Genomic DNA, 16,905 nt, shown 5'->3' on the forward strand with positions numbered 1-16,905 from the left:
GGAAAAAAGTAGGATTTACTTTCCCCTAACATCTCTTAAAATACATATTGGGAGGTTCGCAGTATGTTCAAAAAAATCATCATCCTTGGAATACTCTTATCTATATTATTGGTTTTACTCATGATAAAATCACAATCCAGTAGTCCGGTTTCCAATCTTGGGAATGAAACATCTGAATACAAAACAGTAGAATATAAAATTAGTCAAATGAAAGACGAGCAATTTTATGGGCAAAGTGAGGATGGAACCAAAATTGTCTTTTCAGCTGAAAGCATCGATTCAAATGAAAAAATAGATGTCGGTGATGTGGTCATATGCTATTTTGAGAAAGATAATGTCGGAAAAGGGTTAATAAAGGTTGAAAAAAAATAATTTAGCAGTACCCGAGTCATTTTTATTAATAGGGATTTTATAAATTCCAAAGAAGCAGCCATTCTCGCATCGAGGATGGCTTTGTTCTATTTTGACTTCAAAAATATTCTTTAATTAGCCATCACGGTTATTTAGGTACAATTTACCATTTCTTGTTATTTCGTTATAATATGCTGCTTGGAAGTACATCATGGTAAAAATTCAAACTATTTGGAAGTGGTTAACATTGGAACATAATATGACCGGGACTTACAACGATTACTGGTTCGTTTTTTCCATTCTACTTGGAATTCTTTTTTCATACATTGCGTTAGATCTCCGCTGGAAAATGATCATTTTTAAAAATGTCAAATACAATCTATGGTTATTAGGTTGTGCCATTGCCATGGGTATCGGGATTTGGACCATGCACTTTGTGGGTATGTTTGCGATGAATATGCCGAGGCATAGTGTATATGATGCGAGGTTGGTATTGTTTTCACTGCTGATATCCATAACCGGTACAGGTCTCGCCTTCTTTATGATGAAATCAAATCATCTTAGACTGCTATTCTCGAGTCTGTTTATGGGTGCAGGAATTGTTGGTATGCACTACTTAGGGATGGAGGCCATGCATGTAAACTTCTCCATTACCTATAACCCGCCAATCGTTCTTTTGTCGGTAGGGATAGCTTTTACTGCTGCATTTGGATCTTTATGGGTACTCTTCTTTTTTAATCATCACCGCTCAATGAATTTTAATTGCAGGGTATTGAGCAGTATCCTAATGGGCATTGGAATTGCAGGTATGCATTATATTGGGATGTGGGGTACGAATCTTCACTATCACCCCGCTCTCAACCCTTCCGATGCCTATTATTCAGTAAGTTCCAGTACCTTGAGTTCTTTTATCAGTGTCCCAGGTATAATCGTCGTATTGATTATGTTATTATCCAGTGCCTTTCTGGATAAAAAACTAATTGAACATATGAAGGATCTAAATAATCATGAGAAAAAATTAAGAGAATCGGAGAAGCTTTCGCTTGTGGGCGAACTGGCGGCTGGTGTAGCCCATGAAATTAGAAATCCTTTAACGACATTAAAAGGATTTACGCAAATGATCGCTGAAAATCCAGATGCCGAGAACAATAAACGATACAGCAAGATTATGATTGATGAAATAGACAGGATTAATTTTATTGTAAGTGAATTTATGGTCCTCTCTAAACCACATATTCTTCATTTTGCTTTAACCGATATTTCGCAAAGTATCAAAAATGTGATTACCCTTTTAAATACGCAGGCAATCATTAATAACATTGAAATTCTTCCGGAGTTTGTTGGAGAGCAGTTTTTAATTAAATGTGAGGAAAATCAAATTAAGCAGGTAATTGCCAACCTGATCAAGAATTCGATCGAAGCTCTTCCGCAAGGAGGCAAAATTCACATTCGAATAGAACAACAAGAAACGAACCTTGTTATTTCGGTGGTTGATAACGGTGTAGGGATTTCGAGGGAAAATCTTCCTTTATTAGGTACCCCCTTTTATACGACAAAAACAGAGGGAACCGGTTTGGGGCTAATGGTGAGCAAGAAAATCATTCAAAATCACAATGGAAAATTTCAAATAAACAGTATTCCAAACATCGCTACAACGGTAACGATTACCTTACCCATAGAACATAGCCATTTAGATTATGTAAAAAGAAATCGTAAAGATGATCCCGCTTTATCCCAAACTTCTTAAGTTGGACGGCTTAACCAGCCAAAAAGCTTTTTTATTGGTTTCTGAATATAATCATTCCTATAATCATCGGTACCACCATGAGTAATCCGACCATTAATGTGGGAATGGGTAATCGATTAGAAAAAATCGCCCCAAATTCCCCAAGAAAACCTCCTATCAAAAAAGGAATGGCGGTTTTTGTTTTATTTGCATTAGGTTTTGCATAATACCAGGCATCCCAAACCGTATAAGCATAGAAGCCTGGATAAAATAACACGTATTGAAAATTGGCTGCCTCTAACGCTTTTTGATGAAAGCCGTTAAAATCTAGATGTATCGCCGTATTGATTCTCCCCAAAACATTATCATAATGTTCAACAAAGAGAAGAAAAACACTTTTCAGGAATTGCCGATTATAGAGTTGACCAAATCCAGGCATAAGCATGGAAAATAAAGCTGCAAGATTCCGCATGAAACTCTCCTTTTTTCTATGTAGTGTTTATTATGTTTTCCAATTATTTGGAAACGTATTGAAATAAAAAAATACAAATATCGACAAATTCCGACCGATTCAACATGATACACTCAATAACTTATTAAGTGCAATTTGTATAAAACAAAAACGCAGAGTAAATTCCAATTGAATTACTCTGCTAATGTATCAGCTATGAGGTTTGCATATGTTTCCCCGCCAGCTCTAGATAGATGAACACCATCCTTTGAAAAAAACTCCGGATGACCAGCACTAGCACTATACCAATCTATAAGAACGGTATTCGGAATACTATTAACGACTTCCTCTAACGTATGATTCACTGTGAATTCCCAGGCACGTGGTACACGACAGTTTATTAAATACACTTTTTTATGATCCAGACTATTAATGACATTTATTAAGTCTGTTTTTACAAAAGGTCCATTGGTTCCTAGTTGAATAATCACATATTCCCCCAATTGCCCGCTTCCCTCCAGCTGCTTAATCACCTCTGGTATCTCTTTCATCTGCCGGCCGACACGGTAATCAATAACCGCTTCTGGGTAATGGTTTTTAAAGAATGGAGCCACGTCATAGAGAATCGAATCACCTATCACTGTAATCGATTTCGATTTAGGGTCCGGAGCTGGAGCTGGTTCAGGTTCAGGTTCAGGCTCTAGAGTAGGTTCATGGATGAATTCGATTTGATTTATTGTTTCTATTGTTAATGGAGCTTTCGTAGTGACCATCACCGTGGTTTTTCCAGCAAAAACGAATAATATTCCTATCAGTACCGCAAATAGGACAGCGCAGCTTCCTATAACCAGCCTCTGCTGAACAATGGTTTGTTTTCTGAATGTGGTTAAGCTGAACTTAATCTTCCCTGCTCTTATCGGAGTTTCCACAAAACGGTAGGATAAAGCCGAAATGATTAAGGTAGCACCTAGTTGTAAGGTTATTCTCCAAACATTTATTCCGTCTGTGTTAACAATGGGTGTGGTCAGGATAATAATCGGATAATGCCATAAATAGATCCCATAAGAACGAATCCCAATCCATCGTAAAGGCTTAACACTTAGCCATTTCCCAATCATACTAGCAGGATGAGCGAATGCCGCTACCACTAGACTTGTAATAATTGATAATAAAAGCATGCCTCCCTGATAATGAAACGAGTCAAATTCTGATATAACAATAAAATTCATCACGATGATTAACAGTCCTGCTATCCCTATTATTTCGAGGACCATACTGGCATGCCGCGGTAAAGTCCTAGATAATTTTTGACTTGGCCAAACGAAGGCAAGTGCTGCTCCAAGCAGCAGTGAAAAAGCTCTTGTGTCCGTTCCATAATACACACGAGAAGGATCACCTCCCGGTATATAAAGGAATGCCATTAACCAAGCAGAAGTGACCACACCAAATAGGATAGCCAAAATACGAAATCTTTTCCTTTTAATAAAAGAAAAACCAATAATTACCAGCAGCGGCCATATGAGATAAAATTGCTCTTCAATCCCTAGTGACCATATATGAGTAAGGGGTGACGCTGGGCCGAAGCGATCAAAATAGGAAACTTCGTGAAAAATGTACCACCAATTTGTAACATAGAGCAAGGATGGAAAAAAATCAGAACGTAATTTTTCAAACGAAGGATGATTTGTGAAAATTACCAGTAAGGTTACGATAAAAATCATACTCAGTAAGGCAGGAGCTAATCTGCGAAAACGCCGAATCATAAAGCGAATGTAGTCAATTTTATTGTTTGTGCTCCATTCATCGATAAGAATGTCTGTAATTAAGTATCCAGACAGAACAAAGAAAACCGTGACTCCTGTAAATCCGCCTTGAAACCATGGGATGTTCAGATGGTAAAGAATCACCCCTATGACGGCAATGGCTCTAAGACCATCAATTCCTGGCATATATCTGCGTTTACCGCTGCTTGGAACTTCCATACCATCCTCTCCTTCCTTTATGTTGAAAGGCTTAACATACATCAGTGCTATCCCTACACCCTACTGTTTTTTTATGATTACAAAGGTTTAATCATTCTCCTTTCATTGAACAAAAGATGGGAAATTTACGCATAAAGAAAGAAAGGCAGAATCATCCGCCTTTCTTTACCTTACCAATATTTACGTTCTGAATTCCAAGAAAGTCGATGAACCCATTTCCCGGTATTGGTGAAACAAATGTGTAAAAATTAAACTCTTAGTGAGCCGCGAAAACCCCTAGCAGCATAATAGGAATCTGCTCCATTGTGATACACAAAGACCGTGTCATAACGACGATCACAAAACAAGGCTCCGCCAAGTTTCCTGATATTATCTGGAGTTTGCACCCAGCTCGATGTTTTTAAATCGAAATTTCCTAGTTCCTGCAGCCCTCGGTATTGTTCTTCCGTTAAAAGTTCGATGCCGATCGTGGCAGCTAAATCCATCACGCTATTTTCTGGTTTGTGATTTTTCCTTGAATCCAGCGCTTTACGGTCGAAACAAAGACTTCTGCGGCCTTTAGGACTTTCAGCTGAACAATCAAAAAAAATGTATTCGTCCGTCTCTTGTCCTTGGCCAACAACATCTGGTTCTCCGCCAGTAGCTTCCATTTCATTCAGCGACCACAGTTTATCAGGGTTAGCTTCAAGCTTAGCTACTATATTCTCCCACTCAAGTCCCTCATGTCGGTTCATGTTTTTCTCAAAACGAGCTTTCAATGTTTTGAGTAGCTCTTCACGTTGTTCAAGTGACAATTCGTTATGTGTTACTGTCATATTCGTTTCCCCTTTGCTATAGATTCATGCACTGTTATTGAGGATCATCTCATAGTTATTCATTTTACCATTATTTGACCAAAAAATATGTAAGTAAACCACTTCTTAAGTTCATTATGAAAATAACGATAAGGAAAAACTTATTCTAAACTTCATTTTCTCTATCCTATTTATCTAGTACCTTCTTGTATTATTTTCACTTTTTACTATTTTCCTTCTTGATCATCTTACCTTTAGGAATTAATTAGGAGACTGACAAAAAAGTAATTTCCAAAGACATAAAAGTTACCGTTGCCTATTAAAGAAGCAAGACCACATTGGCCCTCGGCCTGTCGAGAAAGTGTCGACAGCCTTTATTTTGACTATGATTAAACAGGGACTAGTACGATTCGTCCTTAAGCCCCTGTATTGAGGAAAAAATCTTGCTTGGTGCTCACGCGATTTGTCCTCTAGACCCTGTATTGAGGACAAATCTTGCTTGGTGCACACGCGATTTGTCTTCAAGAGCCTGCATTGAGGACAAATCCTTGCTTAGACTCAGGCGATTTGTCTTCAAGACCCTGTATTGAGGACAAATCTTGCTTGGTGCACACGCGATTTGTCTTCAAGACCCTGCATTGAGGACAAATCCTTGCTTGGATTCACGCGATTTGTCCTTAAGACCCTTTATTGAGGACAAATCTTGCTTGGTGCACACGCGATTTGTCTTCAACACCCTTTATTGAGGACAAATCCTTGCTTGGACACACGCGATTTGTCCTTAAGACCCTTTATTGAAGACAAATCTTGCTTGGTGCTCACGCGATTTGTCTTCAAGACTCTGTATTGAGGACACATTCTTGCATGGACTCACGCGATTTGTCCTCAAAGCACATAAAAGTAAAAAATTGCCGAGAAAGATACCCTTCTCGACAATCTAAAGGCCAAATTGGCCTTGCTTGTTAGTTGACTATTACCTTACCAACCATTCCTTCGTTGAAATGATAACTACATATCAGCTCATATGTACCAGGCTTATCCGGTTTCACGATAATGGTTTTTTCTTTTCCCGGCTGTATTTCAACGTCAATTCTAAGATCTTTCACAGTGAAGGTGTGTTCTCTTTTACCCACGTTTTTCAATATCAACGTTGTCGGTTTTCCATTGGGAATGGTGATGACTTTTGGATTAAAGTAATTATCGTTCAACTGGACCTCGATGGCATTCACGGTCTCCATAGGCTGTGTTGCAACACGGGATTCGGCAAATACACCGAGTGAACCTGAAGTTGTCACAACCATAATCATTGCAAGCAAAACGACCAATCCTGGTAACCACTTTTTCACAGACATTCGCAATCCCTCCTTTCTTAATCAGTATTTTTTACCAATTCATTAAATATTATCAATGTCAATTGCTTTGCAGTGTGTGTACTAATGGTAACTCCTTTATTCTAAGTAAGAAAAACTCACCAAATATAAGGGTTTGATTTTAGTGTTTTGAATTTTTTTCAGTAAATCAAAGAAATTGGAATAATATTCATTTAATCCCAAGATTTATATATAATACAAAGTGTGAATCGTAAAAATACTGATAGTTTTTGTTTAAAACTAGCTCTTGAAAGACTCAGAAATCATTGCGGATGGTGAAGAAGATGTTCATGAATGCAAAAATAGAAACAAAACGATTAATCCTGCGGCCTCTCATTGAAGAAGATGCGACACCTATCTTTAGGATGGCAACAGAAGCAAGTCACTTTACATATCAGCCTGACCTGCCTCCTTCTACGGTAAGTGAAATCGAAACTCTTATTAAATGGTCTAAAAGCTGTAATCAAAGAAATACTCCGGAGAAAATATATAAGTTTAATTTGGCATTCGTCTTAAAAGAAACGTTAGAAACGATCGGGATTGGAGGCCTTGGTCCACATGATATAGACACAGAAAAAACAGAGATCTACTACGGTATTCAAGAAGCCTACCAAGGAAGCGGATTATCGACTGAAGCTGCGGCAGCCATTTTGGATTATGGTATCAATACCATCGGTTTAAAGAAAATCATCGCAACCGTACATCCAGAAAATACTGCCTCTAAAAAAATCATAGACAAAATCGGGTTGAAATATTGTAAAACATTATCAGGATTAACAGGGGAACATAGTCATTTTAATGGTTATTTGCTTTATGACATTTATAAATCATAATATATAGAACACATAAAAAAACGCTAGATTAGAAGAATGCAATACATTTCTCTAATCTAGTTTTTTTGCATTAATTTGTTAATCTGTAACGATATTCTGAATTTTACTACCCTTAATGGTGGGAATTAAGTAATAGGTATTATTTGTTATTTTTCAGAAAATTAAAAAAATCACAAATTTATCTAAAAAAACTCCCTACTCCCTATTCCCTACTTTCTCATAAACTGAATTTGTGAGTGAAGCGTTTTCTGGAATGTGGGGTGATTTTCGATTACATAATGTCTATTATTTTTAAGTTTCACTATCTTAAAAAAGGGGAGGAAAAAATGTGGGTTTATTGAAAAAGATAAAAAAAGCAGCAGTACTATCCTTCCATTTACCATCCCTGCTGATCAAGAAGCCATCAATAACAACAATGGTGATGTTCCTGGTTACGATGAAGATCCTTCCTATGTATACCGTGATAAGAATGGGAACGCATATGGGTTTGATTTTGGTCTAACATACGATAAGAAAAAGAATGGAAAATAATTGAGGTTAAACGTTTTAAATAGGCTGACTTAGAAAAGTCGTTACACTACGGCTAGTATAAGTCAGCCTATTTTTCTATAAAGAAGGGCGTCAATCCTGCTTGGATTAACACCCCTGGTTTTTTTAGTGAAATATTTTTTTCATTCCTTCTTTAGAAACTAGTCATCCTCTATAAACGCTATCACATGTTCCTGGTTTTGGTTCATAAAAACAATGTTCTTTAAATTGTCCAGTAAAAGGTTGGCCGTACCAGGTTGGAGGACACGGACCAGTTGGATTAAAGTACCAGAGAGAATATTTCGCTGGGTGATCTCTCCAATGTTCCAAATTCCGTCTTGCTAATCTTCTTTCGGATTCTCTTGCTCTTTGATAAAATACATTGCCTTTTTGGACAGCTTCAAAAGAGAAATTTCCTCCTTGTACATGGAAGATGACTTGCCTAACGGTTCTCAAACTCTTAAAGTCTGTACAATCTGCTACAACACGGTTCACAATGACATTTCCCACATAGAGCATTCCTTGTGTTCCTTCGCCTTCAGCTTCTGCTCTCATCATCCTTGCCATTAAGTCAACGTCTGAACTTCGGTAAGCTACTCGCGGCATATTTCCACCTCCCAATATAGTAAGAAATAATGCCTACTTCTTTTGATATTTATTTAACTTGGAAGTGATTGATATCGGCTTTCTTTCCTGTTTCATCAATTTTAAATTAGAAGCCCAACGGATACCTGACTCGTAATTTTGAGTGTTTTCCTTTTTTACGAGGTTCTGTAACCTTTCCTTATTCTTTTCTATCGATTCTTCTACGGAGAGCATCCGGCGAGATGGGAAGGATAATCCTGCAAGTATAGTGGTGATGGTAGGGTCGGTTTCTGTGATATAGGTTCCCTCGAATAATTGCAGCGGTTCCCCCACCCTTTCAAAGATCGATGGTACATTGATTAGCTTTGAAATGGCCTCTGGTCCCTCATAGATAAGCCCGGCCCTGATGACACCTTGAGATTCCACAGGACAGAATATGGAGTTCTCCCAAGAAACCTGAACCTTTTTTGAAACTTCCGATGTATTTTTGGCCTCCGTAATCGGTGCAGAAGAGATAATCGTAACGCCTCTTGACCCAAGGATATTCATAAGATCTGTTTCATCAAAATTGCCAAAGAAAGAGCTCTTTTTCGTAATTTTTAATAGATGGTTGATCGCCTCTATGGCTTGAAGATTGGCAGAAAGGTATATTTCGTGTTTACTGGATTGTGGTTTCTGTTTACGCATTTGATCATTGTCGACAAGGAAGACAGAAGAAATGCCTTCGATATTGGAAAGTTCTTCAATACACTCCGCCGTATTAATTCGATTTCCCGCTAATACATTTCGTTCTGGGATAACCGCGATGGCCCCCACCCTAACACCAGGGAGTTGATCGATTAACAGATCAATCAACATCGGACTCATTCCGGAACCCGTGCCGCCATCCGTTGAAAAAGCCACTAAGAGAAGCTTGATATTTTTAAAGGAGCTGTTAACAAAATCAATAATTTCCTTATAGTTTTCCTGAAGCGCCCGTAATCCTAATGAACGATCTTGCCCCGCTCCATTGTATCCTGGAACAAAAAACTTTTTTTCTACCCGGGTATTTACAACACCATCTCGTTGATTCGTATTAATGAGAGCTGTTGGAAAATTCAAGGCTGATGCAATTTCCGCTATATTCCCACCTGCTTGACCTACACCCAAAATTCCAATCGATTTCACCAAACACTCCTCCTTAATAAGCTAAAAATCTAAGTTGTAAAGTTTAGAAGACTTCCGAACCCAATAGTGGATATGGAAAAACAATCCTTATACCATTTTTACTATTTAGATGGGCAATTTATGACCATAATTGGCCCCTTCCTTTTTTTTTGTGGCAGTTTCAGGAATATTCGTAACCATTGACTATAAAAAATAGCCCATTTTCTCAGTATTTAATTGAGAAATTGGACTTGAAGTAAAACGCCTTTAGTTGAAGATAGGAACCAATTTATGAATATATTTCACTTATATTAATAACTTTCCAACTCATCTTTTTGACGCAAATGATGACGAAAATGCATTCCAACCAAATCATACCATTCCTTAGCATTCAACCAGCCGAACCCTCCATGTTCAACTTTATTATGTGGGTTAATATTATCCACTTTCGATTCCCACTGACTCAATCTTTGAATTAACTGATCCATCCTGATAATTAAGTCTTCCGTGCTTTCTGAATTATTTGGTGGAGAATTTAGCTCATCTGGTAATCTTATTTTAATTGGCGGAAACCCTCCGTTCCTAAATAATTGTTCACCAAACTGAGTTTTCCCAAAGGGTTGTTCCTCAGTTAATGTAGCACATGTTTCCAGATTATCAAGATATTCATGGGCAACAACAATTAAATGATCATACATCTGACCAATAGACCAAACTCCTTCTTTCGAGATATATCTTAGCTGTTCCAATGAATAATTGTATAGAGCACTTTTAAAAGTAATAAGCAGTTTAATGTCACTCAAATAAATCCTCCTTCGTAAATGAAACCTAAACATGCACTTTATTCAATAACAAAAGCTGTCTGGATGGCAGCCTATTCCGTTTTGTGAAGTAATACATAGTACTATAAAAACTGAAAATAATACCAGTGAGCTGTTGTTTTTATATTTGTGCTTATTTATAAAGTGAGGAACGCACATGGCACCGCTCTAACTGTAAAAGGAGTTGAAGTAATGGAAAATATTTCTAATGATGTTCATATAGGTGAATTAATAGCTGTCTCTAAGGTTTTTGAACTAAACCCTTTTCAAATGGTAACACTAATTGAAAAGGGGATACTGGAAGTATTCGAAACGAAAGAAGCTTTTTTAGCAAAGTACGGAATTAAGGAAACGTATGATGAATTAGAAGATTGGTGTGAGTTAAACAATGGGAAGATTTTTACTAAACCTAAAGTTGATAGCAGTCCATGACGAATGTCTTCAACAATTAACAGTGTTAGTGGAACAATAGACTCGAGGTTAATTTAGTCTTTAGTTCCCCTAACCGCAACGGTATGATACCCTCTTGAATCTGGACCTCTGACAAATGAAACGTCCCTAAATCCTGCCTTCTTCATAGACGGAATTACTTGATTTTCAGTAATACCTCTTATGCCTTCCCAAGTATCGTCTTCTTTCCCGTCAGAAAAAGTAAGGATTACAACTCCTTTTGGCTTTAGAACCCGAAAGATTTCTGATATTGTCGTCGCTATATCAGTCCAAAAATAAATAGTTTGGATGCTGAAGACCGTATTGAAATTTTCATTATGAAAAGGTAACTTATTGAAATTTGCTTGTACTAGTTTTACTCTATTTTCGTTAATTGCCTTTTTGTTTCTAATTCTGGCCGATCGAAGAATAGTTGGAGAAATATCCAAACCGACTATTTCTTCAGCTAAATCCTTTTCTAGAATTAATTTAATGGCATAACCAGCCCCACACCCTAACTCTAAAATCCTGTCCCCATGTTGAATATTCATTAGCTCTAATGACCAATTTGTTTCAGTCTTGTGCTGCCTTACCATTTTTTCACCAATATATGTACCAATAATTCCTTTTGGCGTTTTATAATGACTATCAAAAAATTCTTTAGTTGCTTTGAAGAAACCCATACATACCCCCTTGATCTGTTCTACTAGCTTATAATTCAACAAAGTTTGAGTTATCCCTTTCTAATCTTACTTTAAATTAACCATCCTAGCTAATCGAATAAGCAAAAAAGGCTGTGAAGGCAGCGAGTTCTGAAACTCAAGCTATCCCGAGTTAGAATCCTTATACTTAGTTTGCTAAAGGAATATCTATATATTTTCTATACTTGTTTGGTTGAATTTCTTGATATACTCTTAAAAAATCAACTTCAAATGAAGGATAAGGACTTAGCTGTTCATCAGAAAATTGAGCCATCTCTTTTAATTCTTCACTCGATAGCCCCCAGTGTGTTTGTCCTAAAGTTAGATGGGGTACGTAATCATCAAGTTCCATATATTTTTTTATTAAGTATTTTTCAGGAGAAACTTCATTAACAATTTTTCTATGTAATTCAAAAATCTCGTTTGATTCCACACTTAAAAATAGTACGCTAACACCAAAAAAGGCTGGTTTATTTATTTTTACTTTGAATGGCAAAGTAGTTTTGCATACATTTTCAACTTTTTTTAGCCAGTCTTTTTCAGGTGTTAAACCACCTTGCGCCTTTATTGTAATATGAGGTTCTACAACATCGGGAAGAGAATTATTTGTCCAATGTTTTTGGAATTTCAATACTTTACTTTTGTAGTCATCTGAAGGTACAATCCCAATAAAATACTGCATATATTCCTCTCCTCATACCTTTATTATAAATATTTCTACAATGGTTTTTGATTTTCCTTGTTCAACCAACTGTTGCATTAGTACAACCATCAAAAAAGATCGCCACGGCGATCCTACTTTAACTCTTGCCCCTATTAGTTGGATAGTGGGGATTTTCTATGTTTTGTAGCTTGTTCTAAAGAATACGCAAGTTTAATTAAAGTTCCTTCACTAAAAGCACCGCCAGCAAAAGTGATTCCAAAGGGTCTTCCATTTTCCATATAGCCTGCAGGGACTGCAATGGAAGGATAGCCCGCTTTAGCACAAATAGTAGAACCAACATAAGAAGGAAACAATATGGCGTCAAGATTATACTTTTTTAAAGCGAAATCAATACCCTGCTCTTGGGAAAAATATAAATCTTCTAATTTAGCATGTAAATATTCTGGATTCGCCAATGAGTTATGCGGTAATCCCTCTCTAAACCTGAGCATATTCTGCCCATACTTTAACGCCTTTTCTTCATTCCTAGTATTATATTCAATTAATTCTTTATCGGAATGTACAGGCATGTAAGAAGGCAATTGGGAAAGGTAATTTCCTAATGCATGTTTCATTTCATAGATTGGAACCCCCCAACTCCATTCCCTGTGAAAAGATGGAATATCTATATTCTCAATTACCGCTGCTCCTTTACTTCTCACTGTCTGAATAACATTTTTAAAAAGGTCTTCATCGTACTCACCTGAATCCCTATAATAATCTTCAGAAGCATTAGTAAAAACACCAATTCTCGCACCATTTAGTCCATCTGAATCTAAAAAGGTTGTATAGTCTTTACAAGAAATACCTTCACTTTTATATGTTGCTGGATCAAACTGGTCGACACCAGTTAAAGCACCTAATAATATAGCAGCGTCAGTCACTGTCCTTGCAAAAGGGCCTGGTGTATCTTGTGTGTAGGTAAACGGAATCATTCCAGAACGGCTAATTAATCCAACTGTAGGTTTAATCCCCACCACCGAGTTTTGTATGGCAGGACTAAGAATCGACGCGTCGGTTTCTGTTCCTATGGACAATAGCGTTAAATTGGCAGCAACCGCCACAGCGGAGCCAGAACTAGAACCCCCAACAAAAAATTCACCAGGACCATATGGATTTAACGTTTGACCTCCTCTTGAACTGTACCCTGCCAACATCGTTGTAGACATGCCGTTCGCTAATTCAGTCATATTGGTTTTCCCCATAATAACAGCACCTGCTTCCCGTAGTTTTTCAACTAAAAAAGCATCTTTTGTACTCAAGTGATGTTCTAAAGCTAAGGCTCCTGCACTTGTATGCATTTTATCTTTTGTTTCGATATTGTCTTTAAGCAAAACAGGAATACCGTGAAGTGGACCCCTAGTTCCTTTCTTTTTTCTTTCATGGTCTAAATCCTCTGCAATAAAGATTGCGTCAGGATTTATCTCCAGTATAGAATTCAAATTGGATCCACTTTGGTCATATTTAGCTATCCTGTAAAGATAATACATTACCAATTCTCTTGAGGTTAAAATTCCCGTCTCGAATGCTTCTTGTATTTCCTTTATGGTTAATTCTTCCTTGAGAATTTTATTAAAAATTAACTCCAAAAAATGATTCACCCTTTCACCTTATAACATAATGATTCTTATAAATTTATCACCTTTAACTTTTGCTACTTCAACTAAACTGAAATATCAACTACTACGAATCGGGTCCGATATTGAGTAACTTAATCTTTATAAAGCTATGTTAATTTGTACTACCTGCTGTAACTTCCTTTTTTAAATGAAGGGTCTGATTCTTTTCCTGTGCTTGTGATGCCCATTTATCAAGTGACAAATAAATAACACCCGCAACGATACAACCTAATCCTAGAACCGTAAATAGAACCTGACCAAGATTTTCATCAAGCAAAAAACCTGCAAGTATGGGACCTACTGCACTACCAACAATCCACTGAAGACTTGCTGCCCCCATATAAGTACCACGTAAATGTTCGGGTGCGATATTCGCTACAAAGGTCATTTGTACCGGGGATAAGAGCATTTCCCCTAGCGTGTAGATTCCATAGATAATGAGAAGAACGAAAAGAATACTCCAATAGGAAAACTGCAGCTTTGTAAAAAAGATGGGCAGCCATCCTACTGCAAGAAGGCCAAAACCAAATAAAACCGAACCATATAGCATAACCTTTCCGAGTTTGCGCTTACCTGCCCATCTCGATATCGCAAATTGGAAGAAAACGACCAGTGCTCCGTTAAAAGCCATTAAATAAGGGTATGGATTTTGGGCATCGGAAAGTGCTGGCATTTGTTGATCAAAATGCAGTGGAAGCATCCCTTCCGTTTGTGAGAATCCCATCGAAATCACAATTCCCGTCATAATATAGAAAAATAAAATTTTATCTTTGAAGAGCACTGTAAAAATGGAGGGTAGTTTCTCTTCTTCCGCAAGATCTACGGTATCCTTTTTTCGTTTATTTTTCGGTAGTGTTTCAGAAAGCAAGAGTGCTAAAAACAGAGAATAAACAAAAACGGATGAAGCAGCAATAATAAAAATAATAGATTTTGATAAAAACACAACGGACGCTCCAAGCAATGGACCGATTGCAGCTCCAATATTGTGTCCCATCCGCAGCAAACCATATGCTTCCGTTCTTCCCGCTTCATCCGTCACATCAGCGACCATGGCTGATGCCGCAGGATGAAAAAGAGAATTAAACAAACCGAAAAAACTTGAGATGATTAAAAATGGATAGAAGCCATCGAAAAATATAAACCCAAGCATAACCAGACCGTTTCCAACCATAGAAACAATCATAATAGGCTTTCTGCCATATTGATCCGCAAGCTTTCCACCTAATAAGGAACCAAGCACTCCGGCAACCGGCCCCATCGCCATTACAATACCAACTTGCCAAAAATGATCCACCTTATCACTCATATATAAAGCGAAAAAGGGCATTAACATCATCATCGCAATACCATTAATCGATTCACCGATAAAACGAATCCAAATATTACGATCCATCTTTCGGTAAGCCTGTAAAGTCATTTTCAATTCTTTATCCTCATTTCTATCTGACATCAATCTATGTCAGTCTTATTTTTATCAAGCGTTAGAAAAGCACTTTTTCCAGCACAAAAAGCCGTGAGCAAGTTAAACCTGCCCACGGCTTCATTACGTTAAAGAATGGGAAAGGAAAACTTATGGTTGATTCAACACTTTTTGATTAAAACATAGTGGAGTGCTAGCGGTTGACATAAATACATTTGTAATGGAATGAACTTCTACAATATGTAACCCATTAAGCATTTCCTTCCACCCCTTATTCCTGAAATTTTTTAATTATCTTAATTATCCATTAGAATTATAATTTACAATTAACTAAAATGTAAAGAAATTCCTTTTGAGAAATAAAAACCTATATCCATCCATTCATATTGTCATAACTTAATCAATGATTAAATGATCAATTCCGACGACGTCTTTACGATCACGAAACGTCCCGGCCGATAAACCAACCACTTTACGGAATACTTTATTAAAATAGTTGGCATTTGCATAGCCCACTTGGGCAGCAACGTCCGTAACAGAGAAGGTTGTTGAACGAAGAAGCTCCGCCGCTTTTTGAATCCGGATTTTGGTAAGGTATTGCACAGGCGTCATATTTAGTTGACTTTGAAACTGTTTAATAAAGTAATACCTTGAGAAACCAGATACGGAAGCGATTTCGTCAAGTGTAATCGGTTCTTGATAATGTGTATGGATAAAGGATAGAGCTTTTGTAACCTGGAGAGAAATATCTTTCATTGAATTATCCATATTCTTTACGAAACGGTAACACTCCATAATAAACTCATAAGCTTTTGCAGAGGCACAATAGGCATCTGTAACCTTTTGATCATATGTGTCTTGGTAAATTTTCAGTAAAAGCTGGATCAACTTTGAGTCCGGAGGAATTTTCAAAACAGGACCACTCTGTTCTTTCATAAACCGCCAGCAATCAGCGGCTTCTCTTCCCACTAGTGTTATAAATATAAACTCCCAACGCTCGCTCCCCTTTGGAAAGTAATATCGATGATCGCTAGGAATCTCGACAATGAATGCCTCCCCTGTCTTCAGGGTATAACTTTTATCCTCTATGTCCAGTATTCCCGATCCAGACAGAGTGTATTGAAACACATAAGTGCTGTTATCTTTCCGCTTTAACCCGTGCCAATCATATACTGTGCCGGGCATTTTCTCTTCCCGGCCAACCGCGAAAATGTTTGCCACATCGGTAGGAAGCGCATCTTGAAAACGAAAACCGAAAGTTTGATAATCTTTCATTGGTTTCTCTCTATATAGTAAAGACAATATTTTACCCTCCAATCGCACTAACTTACCATTGAGGTTATTATGGAAACGTTTTACTATTATTATAACAGTAAAAAATACAAAGTTGCATACAGGGAATTAATTTATTATTAAAGCAATTTTTTATCCTACAGTCCCTGTTTC

17 protein-coding genes are annotated in these 16,905 nt (G+C 37.3%); 5 read left to right on the plus strand and 12 right to left on the minus strand.

The features are described from left to right. Positions 1-63 precede the first annotated feature (63 nt). Positions 64-372, plus strand: a complete 309-nt coding sequence (locus ACN6MT_RS19015; RefSeq protein ID WP_419887529.1) for a hypothetical protein — start codon at positions 64-66, stop codon at positions 370-372. 190 nt (positions 373-562) lie between these two features. Beyond that, the gene (locus tag ACN6MT_RS19020; protein ID WP_419887530.1) at positions 563-2,098 is read left to right on the plus strand and encodes an MHYT domain-containing protein; all 1,536 of its coding nucleotides are present in this window, start codon (positions 563-565) and stop codon (positions 2,096-2,098) included. A 31-nt stretch (positions 2,099-2,129) separates the two neighbouring features. Here ACN6MT_RS19020 and ACN6MT_RS19025 read toward each other — a convergent pair whose 3' ends face one another. From ACN6MT_RS19025 to ACN6MT_RS19040, 4 genes are all read right to left on the minus strand, one after another. Further along, positions 2,130-2,549 carry a hypothetical protein gene (locus tag ACN6MT_RS19025; protein WP_419887531.1) on the minus strand — a complete coding sequence of 140 codons (420 nt, stop codon included), beginning with the start codon at positions 2,547-2,549 and terminating at the stop codon, positions 2,130-2,132. A 173-nt stretch (positions 2,550-2,722) separates the two neighbouring features. Next, complete coding sequence (locus tag ACN6MT_RS19030) at positions 2,723-4,510, minus strand: acyltransferase family protein (RefSeq protein ID WP_419887532.1); 1,788 nt, start codon at positions 4,508-4,510, stop codon at positions 2,723-2,725. A gap of 248 nt (positions 4,511-4,758) precedes the next feature. Next, on the minus strand, positions 4,759-5,325 hold the full coding sequence (locus ACN6MT_RS19035) for a DUF4256 domain-containing protein (RefSeq protein ID WP_419887533.1): 567 nt from the start codon (positions 5,323-5,325) through the stop codon (positions 4,759-4,761). Between the two features lie 941 nt (positions 5,326-6,266). Continuing rightward, positions 6,267-6,656, minus strand: coding sequence for a cupredoxin domain-containing protein (locus ACN6MT_RS19040; protein WP_419887534.1), 390 nt, complete (start codon positions 6,654-6,656; stop codon positions 6,267-6,269). Positions 6,657-6,964: 308 nt separating this feature from the next. Here ACN6MT_RS19040 and ACN6MT_RS19045 point away from each other — a divergent pair, with 308 nt between their 5' ends. Together ACN6MT_RS19045 and ACN6MT_RS19050 are read left to right on the plus strand one after the other, a co-directional pair. After that, positions 6,965-7,507 (plus strand): GNAT family N-acetyltransferase, encoded by a 543-nt coding sequence (locus ACN6MT_RS19045; RefSeq protein WP_419887535.1) that lies wholly within the window; start codon positions 6,965-6,967, stop codon positions 7,505-7,507. 328 nt (positions 7,508-7,835) lie between these two features. Next, positions 7,836-8,009 (plus strand): hypothetical protein, encoded by a 174-nt coding sequence (locus tag ACN6MT_RS19050; protein ID WP_419887536.1) that lies wholly within the window; start codon positions 7,836-7,838, stop codon positions 8,007-8,009. 191 nt (positions 8,010-8,200) lie between these two features. On the opposite strand, the gene ACN6MT_RS19055 is transcribed toward ACN6MT_RS19050, so the two are convergent. The 3 genes from ACN6MT_RS19055 to ACN6MT_RS19065 form a co-directional block, all read right to left on the minus strand. After that, positions 8,201-8,641: a cell wall hydrolase gene (locus tag ACN6MT_RS19055; protein ID WP_419887537.1), complete on the minus strand. Its 441-nt coding sequence runs from the start codon at positions 8,639-8,641 to the stop codon at positions 8,201-8,203. 33 nt (positions 8,642-8,674) lie between these two features. Then, entirely contained in the window at positions 8,675-9,787 is a 1,113-nt protein-coding gene (locus tag ACN6MT_RS19060; protein WP_419887538.1) for a cell division protein FtsZ, read from the minus strand. Positions 9,788-10,077: 290 nt separating this feature from the next. Beyond that, positions 10,078-10,569: a DinB family protein gene (locus tag ACN6MT_RS19065; RefSeq protein WP_419887539.1), complete on the minus strand. Its 492-nt coding sequence runs from the start codon at positions 10,567-10,569 to the stop codon at positions 10,078-10,080. Positions 10,570-10,779: 210 nt separating this feature from the next. On the opposite strand from ACN6MT_RS19065, the gene ACN6MT_RS19070 reads away from it, so the two are divergent. Continuing rightward, positions 10,780-11,019 (plus strand): hypothetical protein, encoded by a 240-nt coding sequence (locus ACN6MT_RS19070; RefSeq protein WP_419887540.1) that lies wholly within the window; start codon positions 10,780-10,782, stop codon positions 11,017-11,019. Positions 11,020-11,072: 53 nt separating this feature from the next. On the opposite strand, the gene ACN6MT_RS19075 is transcribed toward ACN6MT_RS19070, so the two are convergent. The 5 genes from ACN6MT_RS19075 to ACN6MT_RS19095 all read right to left on the minus strand — a co-directional run bounded on the left by ACN6MT_RS19075 (position 11,073) and on the right by ACN6MT_RS19095 (position 16,761). Continuing rightward, a complete protein-coding gene (locus ACN6MT_RS19075) occupies positions 11,073-11,699 on the minus strand; it encodes a class I SAM-dependent methyltransferase (protein ID WP_419887541.1) in 627 nt (208 codons plus the stop codon). Between the two features lie 166 nt (positions 11,700-11,865). After that, entirely contained in the window at positions 11,866-12,399 is a 534-nt protein-coding gene (locus tag ACN6MT_RS19080; protein WP_419887542.1) for a 2'-5' RNA ligase family protein, read from the minus strand. A gap of 134 nt (positions 12,400-12,533) precedes the next feature. After that, positions 12,534-14,009: an amidase family protein gene (locus ACN6MT_RS19085; RefSeq protein WP_419887543.1), complete on the minus strand. Its 1,476-nt coding sequence runs from the start codon at positions 14,007-14,009 to the stop codon at positions 12,534-12,536. Positions 14,010-14,151: 142 nt separating this feature from the next. Beyond that, positions 14,152-15,462: an MDR family MFS transporter gene (locus ACN6MT_RS19090; protein WP_419887544.1), complete on the minus strand. Its 1,311-nt coding sequence runs from the start codon at positions 15,460-15,462 to the stop codon at positions 14,152-14,154. A gap of 393 nt (positions 15,463-15,855) precedes the next feature. Continuing rightward, positions 15,856-16,761 carry an AraC family transcriptional regulator gene (locus ACN6MT_RS19095; protein ID WP_419887545.1) on the minus strand — a complete coding sequence of 302 codons (906 nt, stop codon included), beginning with the start codon at positions 16,759-16,761 and terminating at the stop codon, positions 15,856-15,858. Positions 16,762-16,905: the final 144 nt, after the last annotated feature.

Origin of the sequence: Neobacillus niacini, from assembly GCF_048572935.1 — a bacterium.
Taxonomy (GTDB): domain Bacteria; phylum Bacillota; class Bacilli; order Bacillales; family Cytobacillaceae; genus Neobacillus; species Neobacillus niacini.